Here is a 25,145-nt window from a genome sequence, read left to right as displayed (position 1 = left end):
AGCCCGATCAATAATATGGGGACTTTATGGCGAATTACAATCAGGGTTCCCGCTGCGCCACCTCTTTTTGCTCCGCCGGCGGCAGGCTGAGTGGACCACAGACGCGCTGGGCCAGCCAGGTCGCGACGGTAACCAGCAGCCACGACAGCACGATAGCCATCGCCAGATCGCGCGGCCAGTGCATGCCAAGCAGCAGACGACTGGCCATAACGCCCATCGCCCAGAGAAAAACAATCACTACCGTTTTGTAATGGCGACGCGGCCACAGCAACCCGATCGCCAGCAAGGCCCAGCTGGCGGCAAACATGGTATGACCCGAAGGAAAGGCGAAACCGGTTTCGAAGGCCCAGTGGCGCTTCAGCCAGCCGGGTATCCGGGTCTCATCCGCAATTAACGCGGTGACCATTTCGCCGCGCTGCTTGCGCTTCAGTTGATAAAACGCTTTGTCGTCAAGACCGTGGTGCTGTTCCAGCCAGATCACATACGGACGCGGCTCCTGCACCTGTTCTTTAATGAAAGATTTGGTGTACTGTCCGGCCAGGATGGTGGCGTTCATGATCAACAACAACAGGATGGCCGGTTTGAGGCGAAAACGCAGGCACCATAACACCCATGCGCTCAACAGCACGCTGGTCACAATTCCCCACGGATTGGTCACCGTTTCGGTCATCCAGAACAGGCCTTTCAACATCGCGTTGCTTTCACCCGGTTGCCATTGCCAGCCTGATAACCAGACACCGATCGGCATAATTAACAGCAGTAACATCCCGAAGGTGGTACGACGCGAAATTTTATACATCCTTTTCCCTTATATCGACGACAAACAGCGAAACCAGCATAACTTTAGCTTAAAAAAGAATAACATAACCGCTTTTGATTAGATAATTGTGCTTTATCACACCAATTGTTCTGACAGATTACCAGCGCGCCGCTGGGTTGTGGCACAATATTGCACGTTTGTCAGGCCACACTGGCCTGTGCGCTATCATGATGATAGTGCATCCTCTGAAGGTTCTGGAGAGTCACATGCAGCTTAAACGGGTGGCAGAAGCCAAACTGCCCACGCCATGGGGAGATTTCCTGATGGTCGGTTTCGAAGAATTGGCAACCGGACATGACCACGTTGCTCTGGTCTTTGGCGATATTAATGACAACGAGCCGGTGCTGGCGCGCGTTCATTCCGAATGCCTGACCGGTGATGCGCTATTCAGCCTGCGCTGCGACTGTGGCTTCCAGCTGGAAGCGGCGTTGAATGCCATCGCTGAAGAGGGTCGCGGCGCGTTGCTCTATCACCGCCAGGAAGGACGCAACATCGGCCTGCTGAATAAGATCCGCGCCTATGCGTTGCAGGATAAGGGCTACGACACGGTTGAAGCCAACCATCAACTCGGTTTTGCCGCCGATGAACGCGACTTCACGCTGTGCGCTGATATGTTTAAATTGCTCGGCGTAAATGAAGTGCGTCTGCTGACCAATAATCCACGTAAAGTGGAGATCCTCAGCGAGGCGGGGATTAACATTGTTGAGCGGGTGCCGCTGGTAGTGGGTCGCAATCCCAAGAACGCGCACTATCTGGACACTAAAGCGGAAAAGATGGGGCATATACTGCCGAAGTCTTAAATTAAAAAGCCGGGTTTCCCCGGCTTTTTTGTTAGTCCAGCATGTTACGGATCACGTAGTGCAGGATGCCGTCGTTACGGTAATAGGTCAGCTCGTTGCCGGTATCGATGCGGCAGCGGGTATCCAGCTCCTCTTTACTGCCATCAGCGCGGGTCAGCGTCACTTTCACCGTACAGCCTGGCGTCAGCGCGCTCAGGTTCTCTACGTCAATGCGCTCTTCCCCGGTCAGCCCCAGCGTTTTACGGCTTACGCCCTGCGGGAACTCCAGTGGCAGTATCCCCATGCCAATCAGATTCGAACGGTGAATACGTTCAAATGATTCGGCAATCACTACCCGCACGCCCTGCAGGCGTGGTCCCTTCGCCGCCCAGTCGCGACTCGATCCCGATCCATACTCTTTACCGGCGATGACCGCCAGCGGCACGCCTTCCGCCTGATACTTCATCGCCGCGTCGTAAATAGCCAGTTGCTCGCCGCTCGGATAGTGACGGGTATACCCGCCTTCTACGCCGGGTACCATCTCATTGCGAATACGGATATTGGCAAAGGTACCGCGCATCATCACTTCATGGTTACCGCGACGGGAACCGTAAGAGTTGAAGTCGTTGCGCTCTACCCCGTGCGCCAGCAGATAACGCCCCGCCGGGCTTTCAGCCTTGATACTGCCGGCCGGGGAGATGTGGTCGGTGGTGACCGAGTCGCCCAGCATCGCCAGCACCCGCGCGCCACGAATATCCTGCACCGGCTTAGGTTCTTTCTCCATATCATCAAAGAATGGCGACAGCCGGATGTAGGTTGAGCCTTCATCCCAGTCGTAGGTCGCGGCTTCACTCACCTTGATCTGCTGCCATTCTGGCGTGCCGTCAAACACTTCGGCGTACTCTTTGTGGAACATGTCGCTGGTGACCTGCTGCACCGCAGTGGAGATCTCTTCTGGCGATGGCCAGATATCTTTCAGATAGACCGGCTGGCCGCTACGATCGTGCCCAAGTGGATCGGTCTGCAGGTTGATCTTCATATTACCCGCCAGCGCATAAGCGACCACCAGCGGCGGCGATGCCAGCCAGTTGGTTTTGATCAGCGGATGGATACGGCCTTCAAAATTTCGGTTACCTGAAAGCACGGCGCCGACCGTCAGATCGCCCTGCTTAATCGCCGATTCAATCTCATCTTTCAGCGGCCCGGAGTTGCCGATACAGGTGGTGCAGCCGTAGCCGACCAGATTAAAGCCCAATTGGTCGAGATAAGAGGTCAGCTGCGCCACGGCCAGATAATCAGACACCACCTTTGATCCCGGTGCCAGCGAAGCTTTCACCCAGGGCTGTCGTTTCAGGCCCCGCTCAACTGCTTTTTTCGCCAGTAACCCGGCGGCCATCAGTACGCTGGGGTTGGAGGTATTAGTACAAGAGGTAATGGCACTGATCACCACTGCGCCATCGGTCAGCGTGTGGGTCAGTCCGGTATTGCTGTCGGTATAGTCGACCGCTTTATGGGGTTTCTGGGCGTGGTTGACCTCCAGTTCATTACTGGCGTCAAAGGCGGCGGGGACGTCACCGAGTGATACCCGGTCCTGCGGACGTTTAGGCCCGGCCAGGCTCGACTCCACATCGTTCATATCCAGCGCCAGAGTACTGGTAAAACGTGGCTCATCGCCCGGATTGCGCCACAGGCCTTGCGCTTTGGCGTAGGCCTCAACCAGCGCCACCTGTTCAGCTTCACGCCCGGTGAGCGTCATATAACTCAGGGTCACTTCATCAACCGGGAAGAAGCCACAGGTTGCGCCATATTCAGGCGCCATATTCGCAATGGTTGCCCGGTCAGCCAGCGGGAGATCGGCCAGTCCGTCGCCATAGAACTCCACGAATTTCCCTACCACGCCGTGCTTACGCAGCATCTGGGTAACCGTCAGCACCAGATCGGTGGCGGTGATGCCCGGGCGTAATTTGCCGGTGAGTTTAAAGCCCACGACATCCGGAATCAGCATTGATACCGGCTGGCCGAGCATCGCCGCTTCCGCTTCAATGCCGCCCACGCCCCACCCCAGCACGCCGAGCGCATTAATCATGGTGGTATGTGAATCGGTGCCGACCAGCGTGTCGGGCCAGGCATACTCTTCCCCGTTCAGGGTTTCGTGCCAGATCGCTTTGCCAAGATACTCCAGGTTGACCTGGTGGCAGATACCGGTGCCAGGCGGAACCACGCGGAATTTATCGAAGGCTTTCTGGCCCCAGCGCAAAAAGACGTAACGTTCGTGGTTACGTTCCATCTCCAGCCGGACGTTCTCTTCAAACGCGTCATCATCACCGAAATGGTCAACGGTGACCGAGTGGTCAATCACCAGATCAACCGGCGACAAGGGATTTACCTTCGCGACATCGCCGCCCAGCCGGTTGACGGCTTCACGCATTGCCGCCAGATCGACCACCGCCGGCACACCGGTAAAGTCCTGCATTAATACTCGTGCAGGACGGTAGGCGATTTCCCGATCGGCATGCGCATCTTTTTGCCAGTCAACCAGCGCCTGGATATCTTCCGCGGTCACGGAATCGCCATCCTGCCAGCGCAGCAGATTTTCCAGCAAAACTTTCAGGGATTTGGGTAAGCGATCAATGTTACCGAGGTGTTGAGCAGCGTGGGGAAGACTGAAGATGTGATAATTTTTATTGTCGACCTGCAGTATCTCCTGACTCTGCTCGCGTAGGGTAGACGACATAGCTCCTCCTTTATAATCGTGGTCTTTAAACCTCAGAGAGTTAAAGGTTTATGTTAAAGATAGACCACAAATTCGTTAACGTTTTGATTACAACACAAATTGCTACAATCGGCCGAAACGAAAATGCCCCGTCCGGAGACGAGGCATCAGAAAGAGGTGATTTAATTCAAATCAGAGCGTGATCCACACCGCCGCAGACCAGAACGCAAAGCAAAAGGCATATGCGCTAAGCCAGGACATTTTTATGATATTCATTTTAGTTCACTCCTTCGCCTGAATTTGGCGTACAAAGGCCTGCGATCATCCACTAAGGATGAAACCCGTTTGTGTTACTGAGTGTGGAGTTGGGCTTTTAACGTGCCCGCCGGAGAAACCGGAAAGAAGAGCAAAGAGCAGTAAGAATAATAAACGGTACAGCAAACAGCGTTATTTAGTTTTAGGGTCCAGGAACGACTCGATAAAGTGTCGCTGGTTATCACTCAAATCCCAGGAATCGGGGATAGACACTTTTTCGTCCTTTGCAAGCGGCTCTTTTCCTTTACAGGAAGCGGGCTTGTGCTGACGCGCAGTCAAAGAACGTTTATGGCTGAGTGTGTTTGCCCACATGGCTTTAGCCCCAGATACGCCAGATCATTAATGCAACAACTACCCAGAACAGCGCTGAGGCAGCGAATACGGTCAGCCAGGCTTTGCGGCGGGTGTTGCCAGTGCGCTCAACCTTGGTGCTTTTTGCCGGGAAGCCCGGTTGTACAGTCAGTCGTGTATTCATAGTTTTTGATAATCACTCTCAACAAAATGATTGATAACAACGATTAAGATTTAGGACGAATCCTAAACGCGTTAAGGCCAAAAATCCAGTTATTTTTATTGAGTAAAACGATTAACGCTATTAATCAATAAGGCCTAATCACGTAAGAAATCATTAACCGCGGAACAAACTTTTAATTAAACGATCACATTGTAAATTTGAGTTAATTTACGTTTAGGACCATTCAAAACTAAAGAGCGGATTAAAGAACCTGATATCAGCGGGCTTTTCATCAGGTCTTAACTGGAGTATGGGAATATTCCTGGCGTCCCGCAAAGCGGCAAGGTAAAAAATGTGTAGTAATTCGCATTTAAGAAAGACCAAACCGAAAACATGTGATCGATGTTTCATTTACAAAAAAATAATAAAAACTTTTGAGTCTCATCTGGCGCTAACGTCTGGCAATAAAAAAGGCCGCCAGCGGCAGCCTTTAAAATCATTAATGAGTATCAGACTCATTTAAACGGCAATTTGATGTCCTTAAACATTGCCTCAATATCCTCGTTCGAACGCAATGCCACGGCGGTATCAACCACATCGCGCGTCAGGTGCGGCGCAAAACGTTGGATAAAATCATACATATAGCTGCGCAGGAAGGTGCTGCGACGGAAGCCGATCTTGGTGGTACTGTTGGTGAAAATGTCCGCCGCTTCGATACGAATCAGGTCAGGATCTGAGACCGGATCGACTGCCATGCTGGCAATCACCCCGACGCCAAGACCTAATCTTACGTAAGTTTTGATAACGTCAGCGTCGGTGGCGGTGAAAACAATGCGTGGCGTTAAGCCGGCACGGTTAAACGCGGTATCAAGCTCTGACCGCCCGGTAAAGCCAAAGGTGTAGGTCACCAGCGGGTATTCAGCCAGCTCTTCTATCGTCACCTGCCCTTTTCCGGCCAGCGGATGGTCAGCCGTCACCACAATCGCCCGGTTCCAGTGGTAGCACGGCAACATGATCAAATCGTCGTACAGATGCAGTGCTTCGGTTGCAATCGCGAAGTCCGCATTGCCTTTGGATACCGCTTCGGCAATCTGCGTCGGCGAGCCCTGATGCATATGCAGCGATACCCGCGGATAGCGCTCAATGAAGCCTTTAATTACGCCTGGCAGTGCATAGCGCGCCTGAGTATGGGTGGTTGCCACATACAGTGACCCTTTGTCCGGCCAGGTGTGTTCACCGGCGACGGATTTAATCGCATCTACTTTGGAAAGCACTTCACGCGCAATGCGGATAATCTCTTCACCGGCTGGCGTCACCTGAGTCAGGTGTTTACCGCTGCGGGCAAAAATCTGTACCCCCAGCTCATCTTCCAGCATCCGGACCTGTTTACTGATGCCAGGCTGCGAGGTGTAAAGTCCTTCCGCCGTCGAAGAGACATTAAGGTTGTGATTAACCACTTCGACGATATAGCGCAACTGCTGTAATTTCATATCTATTCCATCCCGGTAAGTTACAGAGTCGCATCCCCGGTTGACGTATTGTCGCCTTAACAGGGTGAAGAAAAGCCATGCATCAGGAAAGGTCGGAAATGCTATAACCACTATATCATTTTAAGTGTGATTGTAGAACGGATTGATATAAGGCTCAGAAAAAGGCCAGCGAGTGCTGGCCTGATAGGATTACTTCTTCGCTTCCTGCCATTTGCCATCAATGTAGAAGGCGGACCAGCCGGTCGCTTTGCCCTCTTTTTCAGAGGAGACGTACTGCTGTTTGGTTTTGCGGCTGAAACGGACCAGCGTCTTATTGCCTTCCGGATCGGTAGCCGGTGCCTCGGCCAGGTACTTCAGCTTCTCTGGCAGACGGTCACTGAAGCGCTGTAACTCTTCCACCAGCGGCGCACGGGTTTCGCGCGATTTCGGGAAGGTATTAGCCGCCAGGAAGACCCCGGCAGCGCCGTCGCGCAGCACGAAATAGGCATCCGACTTCTCGCACGCCAGTTCAGGCAGCGGGACCGGATCTTCTTTCGGCGGTGCCACTTCACCGTTACGCAGAATCTTACGGGTGTTTTTACACTCTTCGTTGGTACAGGCCATGTACTTGCCGAAGCGACCCATTTTCAGGTGCATCTCGGAACCACATTTCTCGCACTCAACCACCGGGCCGTCATAGCCTTTGATGCGGAACTCACCCTGTTCGATTTCGTAGCCGTCGCATTCCGGGTTGTTACCACAGACGTGCAGCTTACGTTCGTTATCGATCAGATAGCTGTCCATCGCGGTGCCACACTTCTGGCAACGACGACGGGCGCGCAGAGCGTTGGTTTCAGCATCATCCCCTTCCAGAATATTCAGAACTTCATTTTCCGGAATCAGGTTGATGGTCTGTTTGCAACGCTCTTTTGGCGGTAACGCATAGCCAGAACAACCGAGGAAAACCCCGGTACTGGCGGTACGAATCCCCATTTTGCGGCCACAGGTCGGGCAGTCAATCGAGGTCAGCACCATCTGGTTAGGCTGCATGCCGCCCTCTTCAGGATCTTTCTCTGCCCGCTCAAGCTGCTGAGTAAAGTCACTGAAGAAGTTATCCAGCACCGCTTTCCACTGCGCCTGGTTGTTAGCCACCTGATCGAGGCTGTTTTCCATATGCGCGGTAAAATCGTAGTTCATCAGCTCACGGAAGTTCTCTTCCAGCCGATCGGTAACAATTTCACCCATTTTTTCCGCATAGAAACGGCGGTTCTCAACCCGCACATAACCGCGATCCTGAATGGTCGAGGTAATAGCAGCGTAGGTCGATGGACGGCCAATACCGCGTTTTTCCAGCTCACGCACCAGTGAAGCTTCGCTGAAGCGCGCCGGTGGCTTGGTGAAGTGCTGGCCGGGCAGCAGCTGTTGCAGATCCAGCACATCACCTACGCTGACCGCAGGTAAGGTACGATCTTCATCATTCTTACGCAGCGCCGGCATCACTTTAGTCCAGCCGTCGAAGCGCAGCGTACGGCCTTTCGCCTTGAGCTTAAATTCACCTGCAGTGGCGGTAATGGTGCTGGAGTCGTACTGCGCTGGCATCATCTGACAGGCGACAAACTGGCGCCAGATCAGCTGATAAAGTTTCTGCGCATCCGCTTCCATATCTTTTAACTGTTCCGCCACCACTTCCACATCAGAAGGACGAATCGCTTCGTGCGCTTCCTGCGAATTTTCTTTGCTGGCGTAAGTGTTGGCCGATTCAGGCAGGTATTTTTTACCGAATTGACTTTCGATATAGCCACGTGCCATGGCGACCGCATCCTGACTCAGGTTGGTCGAGTCGGTACGCATATAGGTAATGTGGCCGGCTTCGTACAAGCGCTGCGCCATCATCATGGTTTTCTTCACGCCAAAGCCGAGACGGGTACTGGCGGCCTGCTGCAACGTCGAGGTGATATAAGGCGCGCCCGGCTTGCTGCTGGTCGGCTTATCTTCGCGATCGACAATCTCGTAGCGCGCTTTTTCCAGCAGTGCAACGGCGGCATAGGTCTCGTCACGATTGACCGGCCGGAACGCCTTATCCCCTTTGTGGGTGACGTCCATCGACAGTTCGTCGCCTTTCGGCGTGGTCAGCGCGGCGTTAACTTCCCAGTATTCTTCCGGCACGAACGCTTTAATCTCGCGCTCACGCTCCACCACCAGCCGCACGGCAACCGACTGCACGCGTCCGGCGGAAAGGCCACGGGCGATTTTTTTCCACAGCAGCGGTGACACCATGTAGCCCACCACGCGGTCCATAAAGCGGCGCGCCTGCTGAGCATTAACCCGATCGATATTCAGTTCGCCCGGCTTTTCAAACGCCTGACGAATCGCATTTTTGGTGATTTCGTTAAACACCACCCGGCTGAAACGCTTATCGTCGCCACCGATCACTTCCCGCAGGTGCCAGGCAATGGCTTCCCCTTCGCGGTCAAGGTCGGTTGCGAGATAGATGTGGTCAGCGCTGGCGGCTAACGCCTTAAGTTCGGCAACCACTTTTTCTTTGCCAGGCAGAATTTGATAGTCCGCTTCCCAGCCGTGATAAGGGTCAACGCCCATCCGGCTGACAAGTGCTGCTTTCTCATCTTTTTTGACTTTTTTGACTTTTTTATCTGTCGAGGCGTCAGCACTTTTCTTGGCGGTTGAACCACTGGTCGGCAGATCCCGGATATGACCGACGCTGGATTTAACCACGTAGTCACTGCCGAGGTATTTATTGATTGTTTTGGCCTTTGCCGGGGACTCAACAATAACGAGTGCTTTACCCATATTTACCTTTACCTAATGAAAACATCCTGCTTAACGGGAGAGGATTGGATGCCCAAAAACCCATCGGGTTCAATATTGCTGCGCCTGTTTAACATTTCAAGGCGGAGGGGTCAATCTCAGATCAGACGACGTGGCGATATGCAACTGCATGATAAAAAGCGCTTTTTCCATCTGAAATAATCACACATCCCGGTGCAAAATCCCTGAAATCGGAATCGCCCACACTCTACCTGATAAAATCTGTTACGCAACTTAATTAGCACTCAGGTTAAATTTCCGCCAATTTTTCCGCCGTTACGCCGATTTGTCACACAATGCGACACGCAAGTAATATAGAAAGGATTATGGTGCTGTCAAAAAAGGAGCAAACAATGAAGACATTAACCCAACCTATTTCACGCCAGGAATTGCTGGAAAAAGCCAATGCGTTAATCAAACAACATGACGATTATTTTGCCGGTATGCAGGCGGATGAGGTGATTCAGCAAGGTGACGTGCTGGTGTTTCGCGGACCGTTTTTCCTTGATGCAGATGAGTTGCCCACCGCCAGAACCACCACGGTGTTCAACGTGTTCAAACATCTTGCCGTGGTGTTGTCACCGCTTTACCACCTGGAATAAAAAAACCCGGCACAGGGCCGGGTCGGGTCATGTTGTGTCAGCGATTAAAGCAGCGGCTTTTCGCCGCGCTGCCAGAGCTTAAGCAGCAGGCGCTCGGCAACCGACCCGGCACTGTGTGTCATACGGTCAATCATCTTACGACGACGGGCGTAATGCACGCCCAGCACGTTGAACCGATCCATCTGACGGATAATCAGATCGTCGCTGGTGCCGACTTCATCAATCAGTCCGAGATCCAGCGCCTGGCGACCATACCAGTGTTCGCCAGTCGCCACTTTATCAATGTCGAGAGAAGGACGCATCTGATGAACGAACTGCTTAAACAGCAGATGGGTTTCATTCAGATCTTCCTGAAACTTTTCCCGTCCCTCATCGGTGTTTTCGCCAAACAGGGTGAGGGTACGCTTGTACTGGCCGGCAGTATGTAATTCCACGTCGATATCGTTGCGCTTCAGCAGGCGATTAAAGTTGGGGATCTGCGCCACCACCCCAATCGAGCCGATAATCGAAAACGGTGCCGCCACGATACGATCGGCCACGCACGCCATCATATAGCCGCCGCTGGCCGCCACTTTATCCACCGCAGCGGTGATCTGCAGACCGTGATCGCGCAGGCGCTGCAACTGCGATGCGGCCAGGCCGTAGCCATGTACCACGCCGCCAGGACTTTCAAGCCGTAACAGCACTTCATCGCCCGGCTGGGTTACGGCCAGCACCGCCGACACTTCTTCACGCAGCGAGGTGACTTCACTGGCATCCATGCTGCCTTTAAAGTCCAGCACGTAAAGCGTCGGTTTATTCACTTCGCTTTCGCCCTGCTTCGCGGCCCGCTTTTCCGCCTTCGCTTTGAGCTTCTCCGATTTTTTATGATTCTTCAGCCACACTTTTTGCGCCTGCGGTTTCATCTTCGCCAGCTGCAGGTCCTCTTTCATCTGTTGATAGTCATCACCCAGATGCGTCAGTCGCAGCTGACCGCTCTGACCCCGTTTGCGCAACGCGGCATTCATCACAATCAGCACAATTGCAGCAATCGCCACCACCAGCGTCACCACTTTTGCTAAAAACAGTCCATAACTCGAAAGAAGATCCATTGTGTCGCCTTAGTAAACAGAGAATTAGAGACAATGGGCTAGTTTAGCCGTTTTGCCCCCATGCGTCGCCTGAAATGCCAGCAGCTGGCACAGAATGCGCCGGTTGACGATTGCGCCGATTCGCAATTTCAGGCATAAAGCGGAATCATGCTGTTTTCGCTGGAGGATCCCACCGTGCATTATCAACCGAAAAGCGATCTGCTTAATCATCGCATCATCCTGGTCACCGGCGCGTCAGAGGGGATTGGGCGTGAAGCGGCGCTGACCTACGCCCGCTATGGCGCCGAAGTGATCCTGCTGGGACGGAATGCTGACAAGCTGCAACAGGTCGGACAGACCATTAATCAACTTAACAAACGCCCTGCCCACCCGCTGGTGTTTGACCTGGCCGAGGCCACGCCTGAACGCTGTCAACAGCTGGCACACCAACTGGCGCAGCAGTTTTCTCACCTGGATGGTGTGCTGCACAACGCCGGCATTCTCGGTGAGATTGTGCCGCTGGCGGAACTGGATCCGCAGATCTGGCAGCAGGTGATGAAAATCAATCTCGATGCCACTTTTTATCTGACGCAGGCGCTGTTACCGCTGCTGCTGAAGTCGGAATCGGGTTCGCTGGTGTTTACCACCTCGAGCGTCGGCCGCACGGGCCGTGCCGGCTGGGGAGCCTATGCGGTCTCCAAGTTTGCCACTGAAGGCATGATGCAGGTGCTGGCTGACGAGTACAAAAATCATGCGCTGCGGGTTAACTGCATTAACCCTGGCGGCACCCGCACTAAAATGCGTGCCAGCGCGTTTCCGCAGGAAGATGCGAATAAACTGAAAACCCCCGCTGATTTGATGCCGCTCTACCTCTATTTAATGGGCGACGACAGCCGACGTAAAACCGGTATCAGTTTCGATGCTCAGCCAGGCAGGAAACCGGGAGCGGCAGAATAATGGCCGACGATCGCCATCAACAACGCCAGCAACGGTTAAAAGAGCAGGTCGATGCGCGCATCGCCGCGGCCAACGAGGTACGCGGCATCCTGATGGTGTTTACCGGCAACGGCAAAGGCAAAACAACCGCCGCCTTTGGCACCGCCCTGCGCGCCTGTGGTCACGGTAAACGTGCGGGCGCTATTCAGTTTATTAAAGGCGACTGGCCGAACGGCGAGCGTAACCTGCTCGAACAACACGGCGTTGAGTTTCAGGTGATGGCCACCGGTTTCACCTGGGAGACGCAGAACCGGGAAACGGATACCGCGGCCTGTCTGGCGGTCTGGCAGCACGCCAGACGGATGCTGGCTGATGAGACGCTGGATTTGGTGGTGCTGGATGAGATCACTTACATGATCAGCATGGATTATCTGCCGCTGGAGGAGCTGGTTGACGCTCTGCGTCAGCGTCCGGCCCGGCAAAGCGTGATCGTCACCGGTCGTGGTTGTCACCGCAGCTTGCTGGAGATGGCTGATACTGTTACCGAGATGCGGCCGGTGAAGCATGCGTTTGATGCCGGCATTCAGGCACAGCAGGGAATTGACTGGTAGGCAAAAAAAAACGCAGCCCGGGGCTGCGTTTTTTGCGAGGGTAGCGTAATTAGCCGGAGTTGCGTTTGCTGCCCGGATTACGACGTGGGGTGCTGCTCACTTTACTGTGGCGCTTCACCGCACGACGGATCTGGTTCGCTTTGGTACGGCGGCGATCTTTCTCCACCACCAGTTTGGTCACCGTCTCGTCATCCATGCCGACCAGGTTGCGCAGGTAGTTAACCGCCGGCAGATCCAGTTCGGTCCAGCCACCGCGAGGCAGCCCTTTCGGCAGGGTAATATCACCGTAGCGCACGCGCATCAGACGACTCACCTGTACACCGACAGCTTCCCATAAACGACGCACTTCACGGTTACGGCCTTCGGTCAGGGTCACGTTGTACCACTGGTTGATCCCTTCACCGCCGCCGAAACGCAGGGTTTTAAAGGCGGCCGGGCCATCCTCCAGCTGCACGCCCTTGCTCAGTTGACGAATTTTGTCATCGTCAACCTGACCAAATACGCGCACTGCATATTCACGTTCTACTTCACGGCTCGGATGCATTAAACGGTTCGCCAGTTCACCGTCGGTGGTGAACAGCATCAGGCCGCAGGTATTTACATCCAGACGACCCACCGCAATCCAGCGCGATCCACGCAGGCGTGGCAGTCGGTCAAATACCGTCGGGCGTCCTTCCGGGTCGCTACGCGTACACAGCTCGCCTTCCGGTTTGTAATAGGCCAGCACCCGGCAGACTTCCGCCGCAGACTCAGCGATGGAGACCAGATGGCCATCAATACGGATTTTCAGGGATTTGCTGCTTTCGACGCGGTCGCCGAGGGTGGCAATTTTGCCATCGACGCTGACACGGCCGGCGGCAATCATAGATTCGATTTCACGACGCGAGCCATGACCGGCACGCGCTAAGACTTTCTGTAACTTCTCGCTCATTGAGCTTCCTCTTTGTCGCCTTCCCAGGCGTCACGGTAGGGTGGGAAATCTTTTTAAATCAATAGGTTAACTTAAAAAGTTTGGCCCATTATACAGACATTTACCCCTGATGTAACGCGCTTTGTGGTTAACAGAGTCAATTTAAGGATAGCCGGTCTGGCTGACTTTTTCCGCCGTTAAGTCGGGCAAACTGGCGAGTGCATCGTGGGCGATATAATTAACAAAGATGCTGAATAAAACGCAATTTCCAAAAACTTTATAGTCAGCGGAATTTAAATTTTCTGAACTGTGCCCTCCGCCGAAGCAATCTGTCAGCCGGAAAAATATTCACGGTATCTTACACTTCCGCTGCTTTCATCCTGCCGTATTTCATCTACCTTTAAGCTCCAGCCCAGAATAAAGTTCTGATGAGTTGATTTTATCCACCATAAGCCATGTGTTAAATAAAAATTTGTAGCGTAACCCCATCGCAGATTTGTTTATCACCTTATTTTTCAGGATATTTTCTTAATATTAGTTTTAATTAATTGTGCATAACAATGATGGGTGTAAACTCTGACGCTGAAGCACCAATAAACGCAGTGCCCGCAGTTAAAATGGGCGCGCGTAGAAAAATAAAACTTTAAAGATTCATTAACAAAAATAGTGTTTTTACATTAATCCAATAAACCGGCGCATCCGGAGTTGTTGCGTTAATACGGTTCAGTGATGAACCTTGATTGCATGTCAGAAGTCTTCACCAGGGATTTTCACGACATGCCTGAAAAAGAATACCAACATGAGAAACCGCTTTCTGTGCCCAGCGCTTGCCGCGCTGGCGTTGACCGGGTGTTCCGTGGGCCATACCGAGTACAGTCGTACCGCAATGCGGCACGTTGATATGAGCGTGACCGGCATTCCGACGATCCTCGGTCTCGGTACCCTCGGCACCAGTATCCCTCTGACGCCTGAATACAGTCTGACCGCCGCCCACGTCGCGAAAACCGCCGTGCAACGTGTGAAGTCTTATCATCCTTATTGCGATCTGGCGATTATCTACCATAAGAACGATGCCAAAACATTAGCCCATTTCCGCAGTAGCGATATTGGCGATCCGGTTAAAATGTACGGCTACAGTTTTATTTCCGCGCTGCCGGTTGAATCCTCTGGGGTTAATTTAGCCCGCACCACTATTCGTAATGGCTGGAATAAAAGTCCCTGCATGGCAATGGCATCTAATGCTGGCGTAGTGCAGGGAATGTCGGGCGGCGGAGTGTATAACAGCGATGAAACGCTGGGTGGCGTTATTGTTGGCTATTCTGACGCAATTAAAAATGGCCGTAATGGAAAAGTGATTCTGAAAGATGTTTCACTTTATATTCCCTACGGCCAGTTTAAGAACTGGTTGCAGGCAAATCTGGCGCAGACACCGACACGCGGTGCCTGATCCGCTCTGGTTACAGGAACGGGCGGGTATCGCCCACGCCTTCGCGCACAATTTCCGGCGAATCGGTGGTCAAATCGACCACCGTGGTCGGCTGTTGCCCCAGCGTCCCGCCGTCAATAATCAGATCAACCAGCTTACCAATGCTGTGCTGGATCTCTTCCGGATCGGACTCGGTGAAGTCGTTACCCGGCAGGATCAGCGAGGTCGACATCATCGGCTGATTCAGCGCCTCCAGCAGTGCCAGCGCCACCGGATTAGACGGCACGCGCAGCCCGATGGTTTTCCGCTTGTCATTCATCAGACGACGCGGAACCTCTTTGGTCGCCTTGAGAATAAAAGTGTAGTTACCCGGGGTGTTATTTTTCAGCAAACGAAAGGCTGAATTTCCTACCTGAGAATAGACGGATAGCTCAGAGAGATCCCGACACATCAGGGTGAAGTTATGGTGCCCATCCAGCTGACGAATGCGGCAGATACGCTCCATCGCGCCCTTCTCTTCCAGCCGGCAGCCCAGCGCATAGCCGGAATCGGTCGGATAGACGATCACGCTGCCTTTATTAAGGTAATCCACCGCCTGGTTAATCAGACGGGGTTGCGGGTTATCCGGGTGGATGTGAAACAATTGACTCATAGAAACCTCGTGTCACCTTTCCGTGCCTGAATCGCCGGGAGCCAGTTCCGGGAAGCGTTCCCATACCGGCTCAACCGCCGCGGGCAGCCACAGTTTGCGGCCCAGTTCAATCCACGGGCAGGGTTGATGAAAATCAGAACCTTGTGATGCGGCCAGCGCATTGTCTCTGGCGTATTGCGCCAGCTGCGTGCGCTCATTCGGCGCCTGCTGGCACTGTGCAACCTCCATGGCATCACCGCCGACTTCGCGGAAATGGGCCACCAGCCGCTTTAGCCACTTCGCTGATAAGCCGTAGCGTCCGGGATGCGCCAGCACCGCGCAACCGCCAGAATGATGAATCGCATCAATAGCTTGTTCAATTGTACACCATTGTGGCGGGACGTAGCCGGTTTTGCCACGCGCCAGATAATTTTTGAATACCTGCGCCATATTATCCGCCTTGCCCTGCTCCATCAGGAAGCGGGCAAAGTGGCCCCGGGTGATCACTCCGCCATCGGCCAGCCGCATCGCACCCGCCAGCGCACCCGGGATACGGGCTTTCTCCAGCCGCTCGGCGATCTGTTCCGCCCGCGCCTGCCGACAGGCATGCTGTCCGGCGAGAAAACTGACCAGGGTCGGATGGCGGATATCGATATTTAATCCCACGATATGAATTTCATGGTTTTCCCACAGGGTGGAAACCTCAACGCCCGCCAGCACTTTGATCGGCAAAGCCTGATCGATAGCCGTTTGCCGGGCTTCATCCACGCCAGCGACGCTATCGTGATCGGTAATCGCCAGTACGCCTACGCGCATCTCAACCGCACGCTGTACCAGCGCGGCCGGCGTCAGAAAGCCATCCGAGGCCCGCGTGTGGCTGTGTAAATCATAAACCGGGAAACGGGCGATATCGCTCAAGAGAACTCCTGCTGGAAACTAAACCGGCCAGCATGATAACGATTTTAGCCGCCGGTGAAAAAGTGTATTGACATTTCCGCCCTGAACCCGTTAACTAGTACACAAGTTCACACGTAACGGGTATTCAATCATGGCTGTTGTAATCACGCATTTTAACGGTTGGTGGCGCGATGTTCCCGAACACGGGCGACGTGGTCGTGCACATCTTGCGTAAACGCTGTGCAGATACCTGAGCCCGCCACCGAGCGGGCTTTTTTTTGAGCGAAATTCAGAGAAATCATCATGCCAAATGCGAAACCTACAGTGAAGTTGATTACCGGCAACGCACCTTATCGCGAAGATCCGGCCGCAGTGTTTCATCAGTTATGCGGCGCACGCCCGGCAACCCTGCTGCTTGAATCTGCCGATATCGACAGCAAAAAGAACCTCAAAAGCCTGCTGATTGTCGACAGCGCACTGCGTATCAGCGCGCTGGATAATCGGGTGACCATTCAGGCGCTGTCAGAAAATGGCCGCGCGCTGCTGCCGCTGCTGGACGCGGCTTTGCCCGGCTCCGTCGATAATCAGGTGCGTCCCGATGGCCGCGAGCTGACTTTCCCGCAGAGCAGCGGCCCGCAGGATGAAGATTCACGTCTGCAGGCGCTGTCGGTGTTTGACGCGCTGCGTCTGATTCCCCAGTTGGTCAATTCGCCAGCCGATGAGCGTGAAGCCGTGCTGTTAGGCGGCCTGTTTGCTTACGATCTGGTGGCGGGCTTCGAAACCCTGCCGCCGCTGGAGAATCAGCAGCGCTGCCCGGACTACTGTTTTTATCTGGCGGAAACGCTGCTGGTGATCGATCACCAGACCCGCAGCGCGCGGCTGCAGGCCAGCCTGTTCTGCCCGTCGACCAATGAATTCCAGCGTCTGCAACGCCGGATTGAGCAACTGCATGGCCAGATGCTGCAGCCGGCTCCGGCGCTGCCGGTTCAGACGGTTGAGCAGATGACGCTGACCACCAGCCAGAGCGATGAAGAATATTGCGAGGTGGTGCGCACCATGCAGCAGGCGATTCGCATCGGCGAAATCTTCCAGGTGGTGCCTTCACGGCGTTTTTCACTGCCATGCCCTTCGCCGCTGGCCGCCTACGACACGCTGAAAAACAGCAATCCCAGCCCGTATATGTTTTTTATGCAGGACCAGGATTTCGCGCTGTTTGGTGCCTCACCAGAAAGTTCGCTGAAGTATGACGCCAGCTCACGTCAGATTGAGATCTACCCGATTGCTGGCACCCGTCCACGCGGTCGTAAAGCGGACGGTTCGCTGGACCGCGATCTGGACAGCCGGATCGAACTGGAGATGCGCACTGATCATAAAGAGCTGGCGGAGCATCTGATGCTGGTCGATCTGGCGCGTAACGATCTGGCACGTATCTGCGTGCCGGGCAGCCGCTACGTCGCCGATCTGACCAAGGTTGATCGCTACTCGTTTGTGATGCATCTGGTGTCTCGCGTAGTCGGCACCCTGCGCGCCGATCTTGATGTGCTGCACGCCTATCGCGCCTGCATGAACATGGGCACCCTGAGCGGAGCACCGAAAGTACGCGCCATGCAGCTAATCGCCGGAGCGGAAGGTACCCGCCGCGGCAGCTACGGCGGTGCGGTCGGCTATTTCACCGCCAATGGCGATCTGGATACCTGCATCGTCATCCGCTCTGCTTATGTTGAAGACGGGGTAGCAACCGTTCAGGCGGGTGCCGGTGTGGTACTGGACTCGAATCCGCAGGCGGAAGCCGATGAGAGCCGCAATAAAGCCCGCGCCGTGCTGCGCGCCATTGCAACCGCACATCACTGCAAGGAGATCTTCTGATGGCCGATATTCTGCTGCTCGATAACATCGACTCATTTACCTATAACCTGGTCGACCAACTGCGGACCTTTGGTCACAACGTGGTGATCTACCGCAACAACCTGCCGGCGGCGCTGTTAATTGAACACCTGCAGCAGATGGAAAATCCGGTGCTGATGCTGTCGCCAGGTCCGGGCGCGCCGAAAGAGGCTGGCTGCATGCCTGAACTGCTGCGGACGCTGCGCGGCCGTTTACCGATTATCGGGATCTGCCTCGGCCATCAGGCAATTGTTGAAGAATATGGCGGTCATGTCGGTCAGGCTGGCGAGATCCTGCACGGGAAAGCCTCCGCGGTGGTTCACGATGGCGAGGCGATGTTTGCCGGCCTGAGCAACCCGCTGCCGGTGGCACGCTATCACTCACTGGTCGGCAGTAATACGCCGGATGAACTCACCGTCAATGCCAGCTACAACGGCATGGTGATGGCGGTTCGCCACGAAACTGACCGGGTATGCGGATTCCAGTTCCATCCTGAATCCATCCTGACTACTCAGGGCGCGCGACTGCTTGAGCAGACGCTGGCCTGGGCGCTGGCGAAGTAACAGGGAGAATGACTATGCAACAGACACTGGAAAAACTTTACCAGGCGCAGACGCTGAATCAGGCTGAGAGTCATCAGCTGTTCAGCGCGATTATTACCGGTCAGCTGGAGCCGACCCAACTGGCGGCAGCCCTGATTGCGATGAAAGTCCGGGGCGAAACGCCGGAAGAGATCGCCGGTGCGGCAACCGCGCTGCTGGAAGATGCCAAACCCTTCCCGCGCCCCGACTACGCTTTTGCCGATATCGTCGGAACCGGCGGTGACGGCAGCAACAGCATTAATATTTCAACCGCCAGTGCGTTTGTCGCGGCGACCTGCGGCCTGAAAGTGGCGAAGCACGGCAACCGCAGCGTCTCCAGCAAGTCCGGTTCATCCGATCTGCTGGCGGCGTTTGGCATCAATCTGGATATGCCGGCTCAGCAAGCACGTCAGGCGCTGGACGATCTCAACGTCTGCTTCCTGTTTGCACCGCAGTATCACACCGGATTTCGCCACGCGATGCCGGTGCGCCAGCAGCTCAAAACGCGGACGCTGTTTAACGTCCTGGGCCCGCTGATTAACCCGGCACGTCCACCGCTGGCGGTGATTGGCGTTTACAGCCCGGAGCTGGTGATGCCGATTGCGCAGACCCTGAAAGTGCTGGGCTATCAGCGTGCAGCGGTGGTGCATGGCGGCGGGATGGATGAAGTGGCGCTGCACGACGTGACCCATGTGGCGGAGCTGCGTGACGGGGAAATCACCCGCTATCAGCTGTCGCCGGAAGACTTCGGTTTTGGCTTCCATCCTAAGGAAGCGCTGGCTGGCGGCACGCCGGAAGAAAATCGTGACATTCTCACGGCTTTACTCCAGGGTAATGGCCAGCAGGCCCATGAGGAAGCGGTCGCCGTCAATGTGGCGATGCTGCTTAAAGTATTCGGTCATGAAGATCTGCGTGAAAATGCACAGCGTGCGCTCAACGCTATCCGCAGTGGACAGGCTTACGAGCGCGTGGTCGCTCTGGCAGCAAGAGGATAACTATGCAAGGTACCGTGTTAGAAAAAATTGTGCAGGACAAAGCGATTTGGGTTGAAGCGCGTCAGCAGCAGCAGCCTCTTTCTACCTTTCAGAACAGCATTGAGCCTGCCAGCCGTCATTTTTATGATGCGCTCCAGGGTGCGCGAACCGCGTTTATCCTCGAGTGTAAAAAAGCGTCGCCCTCTAAAGGGATTATCCGCGCCGATTTTGATCCGGCCGCGATTGCCGGTGTTTACCGGCACTACGCTTCGGCAGTGTCGGTGCTGACCGATGAAAAATACTTTCAGGGCGACTTCGCTTTTCTGCCGATCGTCAGCGCCGCTATCACCCAGCCGGTGCTGTGCAAAGACTTTATCATCGACCCGTATCAGATCTATCTGGCGCGTTACTATCAGGCAGACGCCATTCTGCTGATGCTGTCGGTGCTGGATGATGAGCAGTATCGTCAGCTGGCCGCCGTCGCCCACAGCCTGAAAATGGGCATCCTGACCGAAGTCAGTAATGAGCAGGAGCTGGAGCGCGCCATTGCGCTGCAGGCCAAAGTGGTCGGGATTAATAACCGCGATCTGCGCGATCTGTCGATCGATCTTAACCGCACCCGCCAGCTGGCCCCGCGCCTGTCGCACGGCGTCACGGTAATCAGCGAATCGGGCATCAACAGCTACGCAGATATTCGTGAGCTCAGCCACTTTGCCAATGGCTTCCTGATCGGTTCCGCCCTGATGGAAGAACCCGACCTGACCGCGGCGGTGCGCCGGGTGACGCTGGGTGCCAATAAAGTCTGTGGCCTGACCCGCGCGGAAGACGCGCGTGCCGCCTATGAAGCCGGTGCCCTCTACGGCGGCCTGATTTTTGCTGAAGGTTCGCCGCGTCACATCGAAACTGAGGCCGCCCGTACGGTGATCAACGCCGCGCCATTGCGCTACGTTGGCGTGTTCCGCAATAACGCCATTAGTGACGTTGTCACCAAAGCCACCGCGCTTTCGCTGGCCGCCGTCCAGCTGCACGGCAATGAAGACCCGGATTTCGTCAGCGAACTGCGCGCGGCCCTGCCCGCCAGCATTGAGATCTGGAAAGCGCTGCGCGTTGAAGGTGCCTTACCGGCGCGCAACTGGCCGCACATTGATCGTTACGTGTTTGATAATGGCGACGGCGGAACCGGTCAGCGCTTTGACTGGTCACTGTTACAGGGCCAGACGCTGAACGACGTGTTGCTGGCCGGTGGCCTGAGCGCGGATAACTGTGTTGAAGCGGCGCAGCTGGGCTGTGCCGGTCTCGATTTCAACTCAGGGGTGGAAAGCGCGCCCGGTATCAAAGATGCCCGTAAAATCGCGGCGGTGTTCCAGACACTGCGCGCCTACTGATTTGCCTGGCCTGCTCTACGGCGGGCCCGAAAAAGGAAGCTAAAAATGACGTTACTCAACCCCTACTTTGGCGAATTTGGCGGAATGTATGTTCCGCAGATCCTGATGCCAGCGCTGCGCCAGCTGGAAGAGGCGTTTGTCGACGCGCAGAAAGATCCTGAGTTTCAGGCGGAATTCATGGACCTGCTGAAGAACTATGCCGGCCGTCCTACCGCCCTGACGCTGTGTAAGAACCTGACGAAAGGCAGCAAAACCCGGCTCTACCTGAAGCGCGAAGATCTGCTGCACGGCGGCGCGCACAAAACGAACCAGGTGCTGGGCCAGGCGCTGCTTGCCAAACGTATGGGCAAGAATGAAATCATCGCAGAAACCGGTGCCGGCCAGCACGGTGTCGCCTCCGCGCTGGCCTGCGCGCTGCTGGGAATGAAGTGCCGCATCTATATGGGGGCTAAAGACGTTGAGCGTCAGTCTCCTAACGTATTCCGTATGCGTCTGATGGGTGCTGAAGTGATCCCGGTACACAGTGGTTCAGCCACGCTGAAGGATGCCTGTAATGAGGCGCTGCGCGACTGGTCAGGCAGCTATGAAACCGCTCACTATATGCTGGGTACCGCCGCTGGCCCGCATCCATTCCCGACCATCGTACGTGAGTTCCAGCGGATGATCGGTGAAGAGACCAAAAAGCAGATTCTGGAAAAAGAGGGTCGCCTGCCGGACGCCATTATCGCCTGCGTCGGCGGAGGATCTAACGCCATCGGCATGTTCGCGGACTTTATTGATGAAAGCAGCGTTAAGCTGATTGGCGTTGAGCCAGCGGGACACGGCATTGAAACCGGTGAGCATGGCGCGCCGCTGAAGCATGGCCGCGTTGGTATCTACTTCGGTATGAAAGCCCCGATGATGCAGACCGAAGAGGGTCAGATTGAAGAGTCTTACTCGATCTCTGCTGGCCTCGATTTCCCGTCAGTCGGACCGCAGCATGCGCATCTGAACAGCATTGGCCGCGCCGAGTATGTTTCGATTACTGATAACGAAGCACTGGCAGCCTTCAAACAACTGTGCCGCGCTGAAGGTATTATTCCGGCACTGGAATCATCACATGCACTGGCGTACGCCCTGAAGATGATTCAGGCCGAGCCGGACAAAGAGCAACTGGTGGTGGTTAACCTTTCTGGCCGGGGCGATAAAGATATTTTCACCGTTCACGACATTCTGACTGCGCAGGGAGAAATCTGATGGAACGTTACGATCAACTGTTTAAACGTCTCTCTGCCCGTAACGAAGGCGCTTTTGTCCCTTTTGTGACGCTGGGTGATCCATCGCCGGAACTTTCATTACAGGTGATTGACGCTCTGGTGGAAGGCGGCGCCGATGCGCTGGAGTTAGGTATCCCCTTCTCCGATCCGCTGGCCGACGGCCCGACCATTCAGAACGCGACGCTGCGCGCCTTTGCGGCGGGCACCAACATCAGCCAGTGCTTTGAGATGCTGGCGACCATCCGGCGTAAATACCCGGATTTGCCGATCGGTTTACTGATGTATGCCAATCTGGTGTTCACCAACGGCGTGGATGCGTTTTACGCGCGTTGCGCCGAAGCCGGTGTCGATTCAGTGCTGGTGGCAGATGTGCCGGTGGAAGAGTCAGCACCGTTCCGTCAGGCGGCGCTGCGTCACGGTATCGCGCCGATTTTCATCTGCCCGCCAAATGCCAGTGATACCCTGCTGCGGGAGATTGCCTCACACGGACGCGGTTATACCTACCTGCTCTCCCGTGCCGGCGTTACCGGCGCTGAAAACCGTGCCAGCCTGCCGCTGCAGCATCTGATTGAAAAGCTACGTGAATACAACGCAGCCCCGCCGCTGCAGGGATTCGGTATTTCTGAAGCGTCGCAGGTGAAGGAAGCAATCGCCGCCGGTGCCGCCGGCGCTATCTCTGGCTCCGCCATTGTGCGAATCATTGAAAAAAATCACGCCGAACCGGACGTGATGCTGCGCGAACTGAAAAACTTCGTCAGCAGCCTCAAAGCCGCCAGCCGTTAATTCTGTCAGCATGCCTTATCAGGTGATAAGGCATGATTTCTTTCCATTTTTTACATCCCGCCATTTGCCCTTTTTGCAAAATCTGCACCACAATGTCAGAGCGCCGTTACGGTAACGTCGCATCTAATTTGTGACAGGGAGAGAAAGCAATGAAATTATTTAAACTGCTGGCGGGTGCGTTGATGGCGGGTGTGGTTGCGCTGACACTGAGCGCCTGTGCGCCAACCGCGACTAAAGAAGGAACCGGTGGCTATATCGACGACACAGTGGTGACCACCAAAGTGAAAGGTGAACTGCTGAAAGATGACTCGCTGAAATCGACTGAAATCAACGTAGAAACCTTTAAAGGTAAAGTTCAGCTGAGCGGTTTTGTCTCATCACCACAGATGGCTAATCGCGCGGTGCAGGTTACGCGCAGCGTGCCAGGCGTGAAATCCGTTGTGAACAATATGCAGATCAAGTAATCGCTGCTCTGCTTAGCAAAAAGGCCGCTTAAACAGCGGCCTTTTTCTCATCAGAAGCGGTAACCCGCGCCGAAGAAGAAAACCCAGGGATCGATGCGCATATTGATGTTCTGCTGCTCGCCTGCTGCCTTGAACTTCACTTCAGTATCAATATCCATGTACCACACTGACGCATTCAGCATCCAGTCGCGGTTAATCTGGTAATCCAGACCGACCTGTCCCGCTACGCCCCAGGAATCTTTTACGCTCAGATCGCTGAGACCTGCATCACGGCCGGTCTGGTTGAAGTCAGCGTCGTAAAAGGTGGTGTAGTTGATACCGACCCCGATATACGGGCGCGCTTTGCTTTTGCTGTCAAAGAAATAGTATTGCGCCATCAGCGTTGGCGGCAGCTGACGTACCGTTGCCAGCGTGCCGGTTGGACCCAGCCCCACTTTGTGCCGGAACGGCGTGGCGGCCAGCAGTTCAACCCCGATATTATCCGTCGCCATATAGGTAAAGGTCAGGCCAAGCTGGGTATCGTTACTGGCGCTGAACTCGCCCATGCCGAGCACGTTGTCGGAACCTTCCGTCGGCCGTACCGTGGCGCTGCCTGCGCGCATAAAAAAATCGCCCGCCTCATGAGCCATCGCCAGTTGGGGTAAAGCCAGAGCCAGTAACATTGCGCATTTTGCCAGTTTCATCGTCACTCCTTTGCTAAAGGGAAAAACACTCAGGTCATCAATTTTTTGTTAGCAAAGATTTAACGTGATTTACATAAAATTGCACTCCGGCCGGCTGAAATAATTTAATTAAAAAACAATGGGTTGATGTAGATCAATTTTGGCCGGTGCTGGCGCTAAGAAATACCCCTTGCCGAAATATTTTGCCCGGCTTATTTTGCTGATCCAGATTGTTGATTTTGGTTCGATGCCTCAGGAGTGGCGGGTGATCAAATGAGCGAAACTTCAAATCCTTGTGTCAGCTGTGGCGCCTGCTGCGCCCATTTCCGTGTCTCTTTCTACTGGGCTGAAGCCGATGATGCTGGCGGTCCGGTGCCGACTGAATTAACCGAGCCGCTAAGCCTGCTGATGCGCAATATGCGCGGCACTAACGATCGCGCACCCCGCTGTGTTGCCCTGCAGGGCGAGATTGGCGGCTGTGTCTCGTGTGGAATTTATGAACAACGCCCGACGCCCTGTCGGGAGTTTGCGATGTCGGGTGAAGAAGGCATCGCCAATGAAGCCTGCGATCGCGCCCGCGCCCGTTACGGTCTTCCCGCCCTTTTTCACCCATCTTTACCTGTAATGACAGAAAGTTATGCCGCGGCGGGTGCACGCGAGCTGCCAGAACATGTACAATCGCCGGGTTAATTAACCC

At 54.8% G+C, this 25,145-nt stretch carries 21 protein-coding genes, 1 pseudogene and 1 other annotated feature; of the genes and pseudogenes, 12 read left to right on the top strand and 10 right to left on the bottom strand.

Annotated features, from left to right (window positions below):
- Nucleotides 1–40: 40 nt before the first annotated feature.
- Nucleotides 41–799, bottom strand: a complete 759-nt coding sequence (pgpB, locus tag ACLIBF_RS09515; RefSeq protein ID WP_448309571.1) for a phosphatidylglycerophosphatase B — start codon at nt 797–799, stop codon at nt 41–43.
- A gap of 227 nt (nt 800–1,026) precedes the next feature.
- Here pgpB and ribA point away from each other — a divergent pair, with 227 nt between their 5' ends.
- Nucleotides 1,027–1,620, top strand: a complete 594-nt coding sequence (gene ribA, locus ACLIBF_RS09510; RefSeq protein WP_031374552.1) for a GTP cyclohydrolase II — start codon at nt 1,027–1,029, stop codon at nt 1,618–1,620.
- Nucleotides 1,621–1,651: 31 nt separating this feature from the next.
- Here ribA and acnA read toward each other — a convergent pair whose 3' ends face one another.
- The 4 genes from acnA to topA form a co-directional block, all read right to left on the bottom strand.
- A complete protein-coding gene (acnA, locus tag ACLIBF_RS09505) occupies nt 1,652–4,333 on the bottom strand; it encodes an aconitate hydratase AcnA (RefSeq protein ID WP_089561447.1) in 2,682 nt (893 codons plus the stop codon).
- 610 nt (nt 4,334–4,943) lie between these two features.
- Nucleotides 4,944–5,102 (bottom strand): YmiA family putative membrane protein, encoded by a 159-nt coding sequence (locus ACLIBF_RS09500; protein WP_071778593.1) that lies wholly within the window; start codon nt 5,100–5,102, stop codon nt 4,944–4,946.
- A gap of 494 nt (nt 5,103–5,596) precedes the next feature.
- Nucleotides 5,597–6,571 carry an HTH-type transcriptional regulator CysB gene (cysB, locus tag ACLIBF_RS09495; protein ID WP_009089966.1) on the bottom strand — a complete coding sequence of 325 codons (975 nt, stop codon included), beginning with the start codon at nt 6,569–6,571 and terminating at the stop codon, nt 5,597–5,599.
- A 189-nt stretch (nt 6,572–6,760) separates the two neighbouring features.
- Nucleotides 6,761–9,358: a type I DNA topoisomerase gene (topA, locus tag ACLIBF_RS09490; protein WP_031374553.1), complete on the bottom strand. Its 2,598-nt coding sequence runs from the start codon at nt 9,356–9,358 to the stop codon at nt 6,761–6,763.
- Nucleotides 9,359–9,729: 371 nt separating this feature from the next.
- Here topA and ACLIBF_RS09485 point away from each other — a divergent pair, with 371 nt between their 5' ends.
- On the top strand, nt 9,730–9,978 hold the full coding sequence (locus ACLIBF_RS09485) for a DUF2498 family protein (RefSeq protein ID WP_031374554.1): 249 nt from the start codon (nt 9,730–9,732) through the stop codon (nt 9,976–9,978).
- A 44-nt stretch (nt 9,979–10,022) separates the two neighbouring features.
- On the opposite strand, the gene sohB is transcribed toward ACLIBF_RS09485, so the two are convergent.
- Entirely contained in the window at nt 10,023–11,069 is a 1,047-nt protein-coding gene (gene sohB, locus ACLIBF_RS09480) for a protease SohB (RefSeq protein WP_031374555.1), read from the bottom strand.
- A 174-nt stretch (nt 11,070–11,243) separates the two neighbouring features.
- Between sohB and ACLIBF_RS09475 the strand changes: the two genes are divergently transcribed.
- Nucleotides 11,244–12,005 (top strand): YciK family oxidoreductase, encoded by a 762-nt coding sequence (locus ACLIBF_RS09475; protein ID WP_031374556.1) that lies wholly within the window; start codon nt 11,244–11,246, stop codon nt 12,003–12,005.
- Nucleotides 12,005–12,595 carry a cob(I)yrinic acid a,c-diamide adenosyltransferase gene (cobO, locus tag ACLIBF_RS09470; protein ID WP_031374557.1) on the top strand — a complete coding sequence of 197 codons (591 nt, stop codon included), beginning with the start codon at nt 12,005–12,007 and terminating at the stop codon, nt 12,593–12,595. The genes ACLIBF_RS09475 and cobO overlap by 1 nt, the downstream gene beginning before the upstream one ends.
- A 49-nt stretch (nt 12,596–12,644) precedes the next feature.
- Here the strand turns inward: cobO and rluB are convergent, their stop codons facing one another.
- Nucleotides 12,645–13,526 (bottom strand): 23S rRNA pseudouridine(2605) synthase RluB, encoded by an 882-nt coding sequence (gene rluB / locus ACLIBF_RS09465; protein WP_031374558.1) that lies wholly within the window; start codon nt 13,524–13,526, stop codon nt 12,645–12,647.
- Nucleotides 13,527–14,304: 778 nt separating this feature from the next.
- Here rluB and ACLIBF_RS09460 point away from each other — a divergent pair.
- Nucleotides 14,305–14,952, top strand: a complete 648-nt coding sequence (locus ACLIBF_RS09460) for a serine protease (RefSeq protein WP_316552906.1) — start codon at nt 14,305–14,307, stop codon at nt 14,950–14,952.
- A 10-nt stretch (nt 14,953–14,962) separates the two neighbouring features.
- Here ACLIBF_RS09460 and ACLIBF_RS09455 read toward each other — a convergent pair whose 3' ends face one another.
- The gene (locus ACLIBF_RS09455; RefSeq protein ID WP_031374560.1) at nt 14,963–15,583 is read right to left on the bottom strand and encodes an L-threonylcarbamoyladenylate synthase; all 621 of its coding nucleotides are present in this window, start codon (nt 15,581–15,583) and stop codon (nt 14,963–14,965) included.
- Nucleotides 15,584–15,595: 12 nt separating this feature from the next.
- A complete protein-coding gene (rnm, locus tag ACLIBF_RS09450) occupies nt 15,596–16,480 on the bottom strand; it encodes an RNase RNM (RefSeq protein ID WP_031374561.1) in 885 nt (294 codons plus the stop codon).
- Between the two features lie 154 nt (nt 16,481–16,634).
- Nucleotides 16,635–16,739, top strand: a sequence feature (Trp leader region).
- Between the two features lie 23 nt (nt 16,740–16,762).
- On the opposite strand from rnm, the gene ACLIBF_RS09445 reads away from it, so the two are divergent.
- The 6 genes and pseudogenes from ACLIBF_RS09445 (at nt 16,763) to ACLIBF_RS09420 (ending at nt 23,786) form a co-directional block, all read left to right on the top strand.
- A complete protein-coding gene (locus ACLIBF_RS09445) occupies nt 16,763–18,325 on the top strand; it encodes an anthranilate synthase component 1 (protein WP_031374562.1) in 1,563 nt (520 codons plus the stop codon).
- Nucleotides 18,325–19,919, top strand: a pseudogene (trpD, locus tag ACLIBF_RS09440) (bifunctional anthranilate synthase glutamate amidotransferase component TrpG/anthranilate phosphoribosyltransferase TrpD). The gene ACLIBF_RS09445 and the pseudogene trpD overlap by 1 nt, the downstream one beginning before the upstream one ends.
- 2 nt (nt 19,920–19,921) lie before the next feature.
- The gene (gene trpCF / locus ACLIBF_RS09435; RefSeq protein WP_031374563.1) at nt 19,922–21,283 is read left to right on the top strand and encodes a bifunctional indole-3-glycerol-phosphate synthase TrpC/phosphoribosylanthranilate isomerase TrpF; all 1,362 of its coding nucleotides are present in this window, start codon (nt 19,922–19,924) and stop codon (nt 21,281–21,283) included.
- A 45-nt stretch (nt 21,284–21,328) separates the two neighbouring features.
- Complete coding sequence (gene trpB, locus ACLIBF_RS09430) at nt 21,329–22,519, top strand: tryptophan synthase subunit beta (RefSeq protein WP_031374564.1); 1,191 nt, start codon at nt 21,329–21,331, stop codon at nt 22,517–22,519.
- Entirely contained in the window at nt 22,519–23,322 is an 804-nt protein-coding gene (gene trpA / locus ACLIBF_RS09425; protein ID WP_031374565.1) for a tryptophan synthase subunit alpha, read from the top strand. The genes trpB and trpA overlap by 1 nt, the downstream gene beginning before the upstream one ends.
- 149 nt (nt 23,323–23,471) lie before the next feature.
- Complete coding sequence (locus tag ACLIBF_RS09420) at nt 23,472–23,786, top strand: BON domain-containing protein (protein ID WP_031374566.1); 315 nt, start codon at nt 23,472–23,474, stop codon at nt 23,784–23,786.
- Nucleotides 23,787–23,836: 50 nt separating this feature from the next.
- On the opposite strand, the gene ompW is transcribed toward ACLIBF_RS09420, so the two are convergent.
- Nucleotides 23,837–24,469, bottom strand: coding sequence for an outer membrane protein OmpW (gene ompW / locus ACLIBF_RS09415; RefSeq protein ID WP_031374567.1), 633 nt, complete (start codon nt 24,467–24,469; stop codon nt 23,837–23,839).
- Nucleotides 24,470–24,721: 252 nt separating this feature from the next.
- Between ompW and ACLIBF_RS09410 the strand changes: the two genes are divergently transcribed.
- Nucleotides 24,722–25,138, top strand: a complete 417-nt coding sequence (locus ACLIBF_RS09410; protein ID WP_031374568.1) for a YkgJ family cysteine cluster protein — start codon at nt 24,722–24,724, stop codon at nt 25,136–25,138.
- The last annotated feature ends 7 nt before the right edge of the window (nt 25,139–25,145 follow it).

The organism is Pantoea sp. PGP6 (assembly GCF_053474785.1).
The sequence above is the reverse complement of the archived record's forward strand: the minus strand, read 5'-3'. Positions and strand labels throughout refer to the sequence as shown.